Consider the following 11,813-nt stretch of genomic DNA (forward strand, 5'->3'; position numbering starts at 1 on the left):
CTATAAATATTTCCGGTTAATTATTGACTTTCAGGATATTTTTTTTTGGGATATTTTGAGAAGAGATTGTTTATTTACGATCTCAAACTTAGAACTTCAAAGCTTATATCCCACATCCGCAGATTCGGCTCGTATTGTGGGTTCTAGACCGAGTGAAGGATGGGGAAAGCGGTGCGATTTGTTGTTATTAGGGAATTGTAAAAGATGAAATCCTGTAGAGAATTAGATTGTACTTTTAAAAAATTTTTGCATCTATCTAATGGCATAAAATTTGACAAAAAGCAGCTCATACCAATTCTCCGTAAAATTGAGCTTAATCATTGCCCCTCCCCGTAGACGGGGAGGGGTTTGGGGTGGGGTGAATTAAGCGCATCTTCATAAAGAATTGGTATTAAGTTAAAGCGCATCTAAATTGTATATTTTTAGTGTTAAGCAAAAACCGTCTATCCCTCTCCCCATCCCCCCATCACCCCATCAGCCTAAATATTCAATTTAAATGCGTAGCAGTTTAGTAGGATTTGTAGCGAGGATAATCCTATATTTTTGTTTAAATTATTGAGATTAAAAGCCGATCGCATTTTATGCGATTCTGTAACTCTGAAAAAAGCGATTAGTTTGTGTAATTGGGTACATTTTATTTTTCTTATACAGGGGAGAACTCCTTGCCAACAGTGATATTATTCGGTTGTATCGGGAGTTTTACCTTGCACTCCTTTAAGAATCCGAGAAAGTTCGCTTTTTTCATCAACACTAATTCGAGAAGGTGAACCACTAATAATTCTTTCAAAGTTGCGGAATGTGTCTTTAATTTCAGGGCCTTTCTCACTAATTGTATATTCTCGAATGCCTTTATCATGCCAGGAACCACGCATTTTAAAGACGTTGATGGCACGGGACATTTCGCCGCGAATTTCTACATATTGCAGCATTAAAATTGTGTCTGTAATTGTGGAAATATGGGAATCAGTGATAGAATGTGAACCCATAAATTGATCGGTAGTGTTGGTGAAAAAGCCTGTTATTTCTTCTTGTTTAGCAAAACCAGTTACACCAATGACAAATTGACGAAAGGCATTGTTACTAACACCTCTGGCTAAAGCTGATAAGGAGTCGATCGCAATTCTGGAAGGTTTAAATTGAGCAATTTCTAACTTTATTATCTGTAAATGGTCTTCTAATCCTGCTGATTCTGGGTAAGCACAAATGATTTTTAATAAACCTTTTTGTTCTAAATCTTCAAAGTCTATACCCCAAGAATAAGCGTTGCGGGAAAGTTGGGCGCGAGATTCTTCATAAGCAAACAGAATTGCTCTTTCACCACGCATACAAGCGTCTTGTAAAAATTTACTAACTAACAGGGTTTTACCTGTACCTGTAGCTCCTGTTGCTAAAATAATTGAATCTTTGAAGAAACCGCCACCACACATTTCATCTAAAGTTTTTACACCAGAAGATACTCTGGTGTTAGATGAACGTTGGGTTAAGCGCATTGCTCCTAATGGGAAGATGTTAATACCTTCACCAGTAATTGTGAAGGGATATTCGCCTTTCATGTGAGTAGTACCGCGCAATTTTAAGATTTCAATTGTGCGACGACGGCGTTCTCCTTCTAACACATTACGGACAATTGCTACGTTATCAGAAACGAATTCTTCAACACCAAAACGCGCTACAGGGCCATATTCTTGTTCGCGTTCTGTGGTCATAATTGTAGTAACACCAACTTGTTTTAATCTAGCGACTAAGCGAAAGATTTCTCGGCGCACTACAGAGGCGGCATCATATTGTTGAAATACGGCAGTTACGGAATCAATAGAAACTCTTCTAGCTTTATATTTACGAATTGCATATTGTAGTCTTTCTATTAAGGCGGAAAGGTCAAAACTGCCGACTACATCTTGTCCTTCTGGATCTGGGGAAGCGTCTAATATAAATAGTTTTCCGTCATCTATTAGTTGTTGTAAATCCCAACCAAAACTGGAGGCGTTTTTGATAATATCTGTGGGGGATTCTTCAAAGGTGACAAATACGCCTGCTTCATCAAAATTAATGATGCCATTGTAAAGAAATTGAATAGCGAGTAAGGTTTTGCCAGTACCGGATGTACCGCTGACTAATGTGGTTCTACCAATTGGTAAACCGCCATGACTGATGTCATCAAATCCCTCGATGAGGGTACGAATTTTTTCGACTCCTATTTTCACTCGATTTGGTTGTTTATTTTGACTACTTTTACTCATTGTTTGGCTCGTAAGAGATAAAATATATTACTATAAACCAGGGTCGGGATTATAGCTTACCATAAAACGGTCTATAGAGATGAAAGAATAGACTCTATAGTTCTAATTGTTCTTCTTCTCTCAGTTCTTCATAAAGTAAATCTAACCCAATTAATACTTTTTCTCGATCGGAAAGGTCGCCAATTATTTTTCGTACTGGTGGAGGGAGGATTTTAGCGAGGGTAGGAGTAGCTAAAATTTTATCTTCTTCTGCTAGTTGAGGATTTTTTAATACATCAATAACTTTCAGGGCATAGACACCTTGAAACTCTTCTTCCAGGATGTTCTTTAGTGTTTTTAAAGCCCTGACGGAGTTAGGGGTATTTCCCGCAACATAAAGTTTGAGAACGTAGGTTTTTTTGAGCGGATTCATAAATCAAGTTCTGTTTAAAATGATACGAGGTATAGACTAAACTTAAACAAGTTGGTTTTCAAGAGTCTTTTGGTAACGAACGTCGATACATTTCACAAAGATGAGCGATGACATCGATTAAGGTGAGGCGGTAATCTAGGAGGATTTCATCGCCGCGCCCTTCAAGTTTTAGTTGTTTAGAAATTTCATCCATCAACTCCATGTGAATCTCTACGATATAAGTAACTGAAATATCTGCAAAGAAAGCTACATTTACGAATTCATCAATTTTTTGATTGAGATTGCTATTTCCGACAAAGTATTCTAAGACGATTTGCCGATATGCGGATTTGAGATTGGCGATGAACTCGTGTCTTTCTGCTGAAGGAAGGTTGCGGAAAAAGTTTTGGGGGTTTCGCTTGTAATACACACCTAAGTATCCTAATCGTTCCTTCAGTTTCTCAGCTAGTCGGCGCTGTTGCTGAAGCAGAACGTTTTCTTCCTCTGGAATGGTATCAGCATCGGAGTTAGTTTTACACCAAGGGGCTACAGAGGAGAGCTTGAGGAAGTTGGCGATCGCCTCATCAATATAATGGCTTATATGACTAAGTTGGCTGTAGTAGACTTCAACAGCAGCAGCGTGATAAAAAAAGCTCCCTTCTCCTGATGTTAGCTCTTTGGCAGGGCTTTTTGGCGCTTCGGCAATCGCAGTTTCTCGATTTTCATTGTTTTTATAATCATCGGGTGATTCTGGTGCTGGCTGGCTAAGAGAACTATTGTCTGTGGCTGGTGAATCTGGCTTTAAGATGACTAACGGTAGGAGTGTTCCCTGCGCGTATAGTTGATTAACTAATGGCAGTAAATCAGGGCCATCCTCTAAAATTAGGCAATCTAAGATTTGCTTTTCCTGTTCAACAAATTGTAAAAACTCCGCTTGTGATTGATGACTAGTCAGCACGTAGCGTTCGCCGCTTAAATAATGCTGAAGCGATCGCGCCAGAGTCTCAGAATCAAGTAATGTACAGATAGTAAGTGACAATCGCACTCTTGTTTTCGCTATAAAGGTTAAATCGTTGTATAATGCCGACCTGGGTTCAGGGGGCGTTGCGTGAATAATTCAACACAATCTTTAACATTAAGCTAACATTTGTTGAATTGTCATTAATTGTAATTGCCCAGACATAAGTAATTTTAACGCTGGGGTCATAATTGAGATAGGCTCGCTTAAAACGTCCTTAACTATACGGATTTACTTCAACCCTGCTACAGTTTTGCTTCCACTCTAAACTAGAGACATCGCCTACCCTCGCTGTAGCCATTGAGTAGGGAATAGAGAAACTAACCACAGAAATTGAGTGAGGGAGGCAATTCCAGCTGTTTTACCCGGTCAGCGAGAAAGCTTACGCTATGCCAAGCCCAGATGTCAAAGAATTTATCGCGTTTGTTCCCAGTTGCACCCAGAGGACTACTTTGGGAAAGATACTGGATATTTTCCAGCAAAACGAGTGCGATCGGATTGTAGTAGTGAGCGAAGAAGATATTCCTTTAGGAGTATTGCATTTGTATAGTCTACTACCTTACTTGCGAGAAAGAAAGGGGAAAAAATCCCTAGATACTTTGTCAAAAACTGCTAAAAAACTGGAAACTCAGGAAAAAGCTGTTTCCTCTCGTTCTCAGGGGATAGCCAGTCAATCCAGTTTACTCCAGCCTTTATCAAAATTAGATTCATCAATCATCACCCCATTGACTACTGTACCTGCGGAATTTAGTTTGCAGGATTTTTGGCCTTATCTCCGAAATGTAATTTCCCGGTTAGGCAAAACTCAAAATTTGGGTTTAGTTAATTTGGCAGGTAAATTTTTAGGACTGCTGGATATTCAACGTTTGTTGGAATTTATTGCTACTGATTTATCGACGTTGCAATTAAATCAGGAATCACTGAATTTAGCTAAAGTAGCACTGACAAATCAGAAAAATTTGCCGAATGAAGTAGCAGCGTTGAATTCCCTAATTCAACTTTTAGAAAAGCTACCTTTGCCTTTAATGCTGCAAACTGGTAATGGTCAATCAGTAAAACAAAATTTGGCTTGGCGACAATATTTTGATTCCCTGCAAGATGCTGATTGGCTACGAAAAGAAATTGCGGAATTATTGGAGTTTTTGCCATCACAAGAACAGGGTAAATTTCAACACGCAGTTCATTATTACACGGAGAAAACAAGTAATTGTAACGATAATCAAGAAGAAAGATTTGCTACACCTGTTTCTTTACCTAAGTTGTGCCAGTTAGGGAATAATCCTGATAGCTGCACTTGTGTTTGTCCGATGCAAAATGGAACGGAAAGAGTTTGGCAGTTTGTGAAAATCCCTTTGGGTAATGTTTTTTATAACCCCGATTTATCGCCAAAAGAAACAAATTTATCAATAGATTTTTCTCAACCAAATGAGTTTCGGTTAGCTAACTTAATTTCGAGAAATATGTTGGGGGAACCCAGAGATAATACAACCCCAGCATCACCGAAGAATTTATTAGGAAATGATTTGTGGTTAGTGTTGGCGCAGGATGTCACTGAGTCGCACCAAGTAGCTAAGGAATTGGCGGCTAAAAATGCGGATTTAATGCAATTAAACCGTTTGAAAGATGAGTTTTTAGCTTGTATTAGTCATGAACTAAAAACACCGTTAACGGCTATTTTAGGGTTGTCGAGTTTGTTGAAAGATCAAGTGTTAGGAGAATTGAACGATCGCCAAGCGCGTTATACCAGGTTAATTCATCAAAGTGGTCGTCATTTAATGACCATCGTTAATGATATTTTAGACTTAACTCGAATGGAAACTGGACAGCTAGAGTTAATGTTAGCACCAGTGGATATTCAGGCGGTGTGCGATCGAGCCTATCAACAATCCCGCCAAATCCATTTAAGCAGAAAAAGCGGCGATCTAGACGACTTGAATTCTAACGAACCAGAAACCAAGTTTATCTTATCAATTGAACCAAGATTAGATAGCTTAGTTGCTGATGAAATGCGTCTGCGACAAATGCTAGTTCACCTATTATCTAACGCCCTTAAATTTACCGAAGTTACAGGAGAAATTGGCTTAAGAGTAAGTTACTGGGAAGGTTGGATTGCTTTTACAGTTTGGGATACAGGAATTGGCATTCCTGAAGACAAACAACACCTAATTTTTCAGAAATTTCAACAATTAGAAAATCCCTTAACTCGTCAGTTTGAAGGAACAGGTTTAGGATTAGTTTTAACCCAACGTTTAGCGCGATTGCATGGGGGAGATGTTAGCTTTACTTCTAAACCTGGAAGCGGTAGTGAATTTACTTTGCTTTTACCTCCTAGTCCTCCCAATAGTCATTGGGAAATAGAAACAGAAGAAAAAGGAGAAAAATTCTCATTTAATGGAACTGGTATTAATACAACAACTAATTTATCGATTAATAATATTTCTTCTCGCTTAGTTTTAGTTGTAGAATCTATTCCCAGATTAATTGAAGATTTAAGCCAACAACTTTCTAGTTTAGGTTATCGGATTGTAATTGCTCGTTCGGGAACTGAAGCTTTAGAAAAAGCCCGAAGATTACAGCCTTTTGCTATTTTCTTAAATCCTCTATTACCTTTGCTTTCTGGTTGGGATGTCTTAACTTTATTAAAAGCATCTCCCCAAACTCAACATATCCCCGTAGTTGTGACTGCTAGCAGAGGAGAAAAAGAATATGCTTATGGCAAACGTGCAGATGGCTTTTTGTCTTTACCAGTCCAACCAGATAGCCTCAAACAAAGTTTAGAAAAAATAACTCTCCCTGCAAAAATTTCACAACAACAGTCAACAAACACTAGTTTGACAATTCTGCGTCTCAATGCGGGTGAGAAAAATTTGGAGTTGCGAATTAATAGTATTAATTCATCGCCAAATTCTGATTCTGATTTGAGTAACCTATTACATCAACATAATTATCGAGTCCTAGAAGCTGATGATTTAGTTCAAGCAGAATTGCTAGCGAGAATTTGGCAACCTCATGTAGTTTTATTAGAAGGTAAAATTGTCGAACCGGAAAGCTACTTAGAACAATTCATTGAATACCAAGCTTTAGCTAGTCTCCCGTTAGTAACGATGGATGAAACTACGACTCACGCAGCTTTACAAGTAGGACATAAACAAGAAAATACGACTTTACAAGTATATCCTTGTTTGGGGGTTAATGACGCTTTGCCAGAAGCTAATATTTTGCTACAAGCAATCCAAGTTGCTGCGGGTATTAGCTGCAAATTAACTATTTTGGTGGTTGATATTTCCACAATGCCAGATTTAGGCAGAAGTTTTACTAATGAACACCAAAATCAATGTCAAGGGGTAAATGATAAAAAACGGACAGAATGGTTGCAAGCTTTAATTCAATATTTACAAACGGCTGGTTTGAGAGTTGTTACTGGTCAATGTTGGGCAGAAGTTTTACGACAAGCACAACATTGTAGTGTAGATTTACTGCTAATTGACTTGGGTAATAGTACACCAAATTCAACTTTAGTAAAAGCCCTTAGTGATTTACGTCAAGTAGCCCAAAGACCTCCGACAGTAGTGTTAGTTAGACAAGCCGGAAAACCTCAGACTGATGGAACAAATAATAGTCAAAATTCTGCCGATGAATTAAGTACTTATCATCGGGAAAAAACACATTACCAAATAGATTTTTGGGCTTCTACTTTGGGTGATGTAGCAACTAGTATTTTGCCTAGTTCAATTGCAATGGAAGATTTATTGAATCAAATTAGACATATATTGTTGCAGGCAAATTCTTCTGGTTCTAATCCGCAAATATGTGTAAATAAATTAGTAAAAACTTATCAACAAACGCGATCGAGTGATTTGTAATGAGAAGGCGAAAGTCAGATATGCAAAAGAATGTAGAGACGTTGTATACAACGTCTCTACATTCTTTTTTGGAGAGGTCTTTATATTAAGGCAAGTCGAGCCCTAGTTGAAATGTAACGGAAAATCAACTACAACCCCGCTCCTAATTTGCTTAATTCTTCTTTAACTTAACGGGCGAAATTGTTTCAGTTCATCACAAACTCACCCAAATTTTATAATTCAATGGCACTATCTAAAACAGAGGAAGTTTCTTAAGCTTCCGAGTATTAAGGAGCAGCAGAAATGAAAGAACAAAAAGCTAACCAATACATGGAACTTCTGGAAATTCCCCCAGGATATGTAAATATTATGGGCTATGTGGATGAATCAGAAGTTAATGGCCCTGGCTGTCGTGCGGTAATTTGGGTACAGGGATGTTTGCGGGAATGTCCGGGTTGTTTTAATCCGGCTTCTTGGTCTTTTGAAATTAATGATTTAGTATCTATTGATAGTTTAGTTCACCGAATTTTGAGTAATCCGAAAAATACGGGGGTAACTTTTTCTGGGGGAGAACCTTTTTGGCAAGCCTCGGCTTTAGCTAGTGTAGCAAAACAAGTCCGGGCGGAAGGGTTAAATGTAATGTCCTTTACTGGTTTTACTTTAGAACAATTGCGCTCGGAATATGCCCCCGCTGGTGCTCATGAATTGCTGGAACAACTAGATATACTAATTGATGGCCCTTATGTGCAACATTTGGCTCTACATTCTCCTGATTGTCCGGTAGCTTCTAGTAATCAAAAAGTTCACGTTTTTAATCCTGCTTTAACAGATAAAATTTCTTGGGCGAGTGACCAAATAGAAATTCACATTATGAAAGATGGAAGTCGGATTGTAACTGGTTATTATGGTCAGTTGCAGTTGGATGAGTCGTGAGGGAAAGGGCAAAAAAGGGCGATCGTGAAATCTTGCACCTGCGATTGCGAGTCCGCCCGGAAATCAATTTCCGGGCTAATAGCTTAAGTCCATTAAAATGGGCTAAAAGCATAAGAATTCTAAGTATTTAGTCCTCTTAACAGACAAATATGTAGGGACACGGCATCCGAAATATTTTGCACTAGAAAATAAAGTTAATTATGCCGTGTCCCTACACAACCTTATGCTTGCGTACCAAACAATTGTTTCTTTCATCTATAACGAGCATTCCCGCCCGTGAACCGCTCTAAAGAGGACTTTCGCTATAAGAAAAGCGAATTGATAAGGCAGGCGGATTGCGGAACTGGTGAAGATCTGAATTTAAGCAGTAGCTTGAGTTAACAGTGCTGCAATTTCCTTTTGTACTTGCTCAAGTTGTTGGCATTTTTGAGTAATCAATGTTTTTTCTAATTCTCTTTCTTGTAAGTTTTGTTGGTGGGCTTTTTCTTGTTGTTCTAACAAAGTTTCGTAATATGTAATAACCTTGGCAATAGTTTCTGATGATTCTGTGACTCTTTGCTCAAATAAGGAATTAATCATCTTTTCGATCTTGGCAAAGACATTTTCTTTAGATTTCTTAAATTCCTGATAACCAAAATCAAAAACATTGCCCTTAATGATATTTGTAACTCCAAAAAACATCATACCTGCACCAGCACCTCCAGACACTACAGCACCGACACTAGCTATTATGGTCATAAGTGGGCCAGCAAGCACTATAACTGGAATCAAAGCTACAGCTAATCCAGCTACTCCTAAACTACTAAAAAACCATTCTTCGGCGGTAGCACCTGTTGCGATTTTTTCATTAAAATAAGCCAAATTTCGAGATGCAGTATTAATTTGCCGATTTAATGATTGCAGTCCAGATAGAATTGTTGTTAAATGTTGCTCGATATCACTATCCAGCGTTTCTAATGGTTCCTTGAGAATCCTTGCTTGAAGTTGATGGGTAATCCAAATATCTAATTCTGCTGCTAAATCATCATTAAATTGACTAGCAAAATCTCTAGCTAATGCGTCTCTACTCCAAATAGGCGAATTTTCCGAAGTCCATTTCTCAGACTTTTTCCTTAACCTATCCTCTAAAGAATTAACCCATTGATTCCAAGATTTATGAACTGGTTCTCTCACTTCATCTAACAGTTTATTAGCTAACAACTGAATTTTTACATCTTTACCGCTAGCTTCGCCAATTTGTTCTAATATTTTGCGCCTTTCAGCTTCCGAAAGATTTATTTTTCCATCTAAAGCTGCTTCAGCTTGTTGTAAAGTTGTTAAGCTTTCTTGAATCACCAACTGAATCGCTTCTACAGATTGCTTAATTTTCAGATTTCCCCTGTCTACTGTGAGGAAATTTTCCACAGATTGAGTAAACTTTTGGAAATTTACTAAGTGTTCATCTTCAGTTTTATGCAAAATTGACTTCAGAGTAGCCTTAGCCGAAATGTAGTGAATGCGGCTATCATTTGCAGTTAGTAAACTATTATCTTTAACAAAACTTTCGAGTCGATGTTTTACATCTTGACGATCTTCTTCCTCTTCCAATAAATCCATAAAATTAACTAACACAAAAAGATTTTCCGCAGGTTGATTTTCCTTACCACCATTTAATTGATTTCTCACATCTTGAATCAATTCTTTCTCTCTTTCTGGAAGCAGACGACTAGCATTTGTCAGGAAAATAGCTGCGTCGGTATCTTTGAGAAGTTTTTGAGTAATCGCAGTTCGAGCAGGGTGTTCATTTAATCCCGGAGAATCAAGAATTTCTACACCATTTCGGCATAAATCTAAATCAGGATGTTCAAAAATAATTTCATCAATATCAGAGCAAAAATGTTCATCATTGCGATGTTCCTGAGCAGCTTTTTTAGGGATAGCTGCTTTTTCTTTATATTGCTCAAATGGAATTTCTTCTTCACGTCCATCTTTATAACGACAAACAACCCGCTTTTGCGTTCCATATTTTAAAACGGTAATTGTACCGCTACAAGGAATTGCTCTGACAGGTTGAATTTCTTCCCGCAATAAAGCATTTAATAAGGTTGATTTACCTTGGCTAAATTCTCCGACTACTGCTAATCTAAAACGCTGCGATCGCAGTTTTTGAGAGATTTTTTCTATTTCTGTGGTTAGAGTTGGGGGTAAGAGATTGCGATCGCAACAATCCCGAATTACATTATATAGTTGACCACAAAGATTATCTAATTTCCGCTTCTGCTGATTAAACTTAGCTAACTCTTGATAAGAAGTCGCTTGATTTTGTTGACTTTGTGGCGGTTGAGATGGCGCAGAAACAGCCTTTTCTTCACTATTATTAGTTTTAATAGCTTCCTGCTGTTGATTTTCAAATTGAGGAAATAGAGATTCTAGAATATCATTAGCTGCCTTAACAAAAATAGTATCTAAATCACGAAAATGAGCCGGATCGAGTAAAGATTTAATTTCGGAAAACGCTGCTGAATTGACATTTTTTTGACCGTTAAAACCAGCTTCTAATACTGCCAAATGAGTGGATTTTACACCTAACCAATCAGCAATTACTTCTAAATAACGCTTTTCCCGTGCATCAATTGTTCCATCTGCTGCTGACATTTCATAGCCAAAACTGAGTAACAAAAGCTTTTGAGGTTTAGAAAAAGAATTTGTTAACTTTAATAAGTTAGTAGATTTAGTATAATCTAAATTTTCCTTTACTCCCTTAACCATCAATTTAGTTAATTCACGCACGCCACCCTGAGCAGGAATAAATTTATTGAGAGTTTTTTGTAACCTTTGTTTTTCCTCTTCTGTCACCTGGCTATCAGCATATATCACACCTAGCAGTAATGCTACTAAAGCTGCTAGAAAAATTACCGAAGGTGTCACATCTTCTTGACTAAGCTTCTGTCCAGTAATATTAGATAACAAGTCAACAGCCTGAGAATCAACCAGTTTAGTATCCATAAATTTTTCAATCCCATAGATTACTCGTAACTAGTATTCCCAGTCTCAGCCGAAAATAAACATAGAGTAAATACGGTTATTTTTCTTGACAATGTGAGTTACCCTCAAAAACAGGGGAATAATTAAGGCAGGTAAAAGATGACTACCAAAAAGCTGACCTTAGAAATTGAGGAATCGCTTTATGAACAATTGGAGCGTGTGGCAGAGATGAGCGAAGAGTCTAAAGAAACGATCGCCATCAGAATCATCGCTGGGCGGCTACCTTCTGTCGCTAGACAAGCTCAAGAACTTAAAGAAATGCTTGACTCGATAACTCCCGATCAACTGCATGGTGAAATAGGTCTTGAAGAGGCAGTCGATCGTGATTTCATCTAATAGCTCTGATTCCTATATTCCCAAAAAGA

Annotated in this window: 7 protein-coding genes; 3 read left to right on the forward strand and 4 right to left on the reverse strand. The window is 37.9% G+C overall.

The features are described 5' to 3' along the window. Positions 1-677 precede the first annotated feature (677 nt). The 3 genes from kaiC to IQ264_RS08975 all read right to left on the reverse strand — a co-directional run bounded on the left by kaiC (position 678) and on the right by IQ264_RS08975 (position 3,676). Positions 678-2,240 carry a circadian clock protein KaiC gene (gene kaiC / locus IQ264_RS08965; protein WP_193980407.1) on the reverse strand — a complete coding sequence of 521 codons (1,563 nt, stop codon included), beginning with the start codon at positions 2,238-2,240 and terminating at the stop codon, positions 678-680. Between the two features lie 94 nt (positions 2,241-2,334). Continuing rightward, positions 2,335-2,652, reverse strand: a complete 318-nt coding sequence (gene kaiB, locus IQ264_RS08970; RefSeq protein ID WP_073594531.1) for a circadian clock protein KaiB — start codon at positions 2,650-2,652, stop codon at positions 2,335-2,337. Positions 2,653-2,710: 58 nt separating this feature from the next. Next, positions 2,711-3,676 (reverse strand): circadian clock protein KaiA, encoded by a 966-nt coding sequence (locus tag IQ264_RS08975; RefSeq protein ID WP_322744642.1) that lies wholly within the window; start codon positions 3,674-3,676, stop codon positions 2,711-2,713. A 362-nt stretch (positions 3,677-4,038) separates the two neighbouring features. Here IQ264_RS08975 and IQ264_RS08980 point away from each other — a divergent pair, with 362 nt between their 5' ends. Continuing rightward, positions 4,039-7,512, forward strand: a complete 3,474-nt coding sequence (locus IQ264_RS08980) for an ATP-binding protein (protein ID WP_193980408.1) — start codon at positions 4,039-4,041, stop codon at positions 7,510-7,512. A gap of 282 nt (positions 7,513-7,794) precedes the next feature. Beyond that, a complete protein-coding gene (locus IQ264_RS08985; protein ID WP_193980409.1) occupies positions 7,795-8,424 on the forward strand; it encodes a 4Fe-4S single cluster domain-containing protein in 630 nt (209 codons plus the stop codon). A 360-nt stretch (positions 8,425-8,784) separates the two neighbouring features. Here IQ264_RS08985 and IQ264_RS08990 read toward each other — a convergent pair whose 3' ends face one another. Then, positions 8,785-11,409, reverse strand: a complete 2,625-nt coding sequence (locus tag IQ264_RS08990; protein ID WP_193980410.1) for a dynamin family protein — start codon at positions 11,407-11,409, stop codon at positions 8,785-8,787. A 138-nt stretch (positions 11,410-11,547) separates the two neighbouring features. Between IQ264_RS08990 and IQ264_RS08995 the strand changes: the two genes are divergently transcribed. Beyond that, the gene (locus IQ264_RS08995) at positions 11,548-11,784 is read left to right on the forward strand and encodes a hypothetical protein (RefSeq protein ID WP_193980411.1); all 237 of its coding nucleotides are present in this window, start codon (positions 11,548-11,550) and stop codon (positions 11,782-11,784) included. Positions 11,785-11,813: the final 29 nt, after the last annotated feature.

It is taken from the genome of [Phormidium] sp. LEGE 05292, from assembly GCF_015207735.1.
Taxonomy (GTDB): Bacteria; Cyanobacteriota; Cyanobacteriia; order Cyanobacteriales; family Aerosakkonemataceae; genus Floridanema.

What these genes read in the sequence shown, in the direction of transcription:
- IQ264_RS08980 (WP_193980408.1), top strand. Translation starts at nt 4,039, where the DNA reads ATGCCAAGCCCAGATGTCAAAGAATTTATCGCGTTTGTTCCCAGTTGC.
- IQ264_RS08995 (WP_193980411.1), top strand. Translation starts at nt 11,548, where the DNA reads ATGACTACCAAAAAGCTGACCTTAGAAATTGAGGAATCGCTTTATGAA.
- kaiC (WP_193980407.1), bottom strand. Translation starts at nt 2,240, where the DNA reads ATGAGTAAAAGTAGTCAAAATAAACAACCAAATCGAGTGAAAATAGGA.
- kaiB (WP_073594531.1), bottom strand. Translation starts at nt 2,652, where the DNA reads ATGAATCCGCTCAAAAAAACCTACGTTCTCAAACTTTATGTTGCGGGA.
- IQ264_RS08985 (WP_193980409.1), top strand. Translation starts at nt 7,795, where the DNA reads ATGAAAGAACAAAAAGCTAACCAATACATGGAACTTCTGGAAATTCCC.
- IQ264_RS08990 (WP_193980410.1), bottom strand. Translation starts at nt 11,409, where the DNA reads ATGGATACTAAACTGGTTGATTCTCAGGCTGTTGACTTGTTATCTAAT.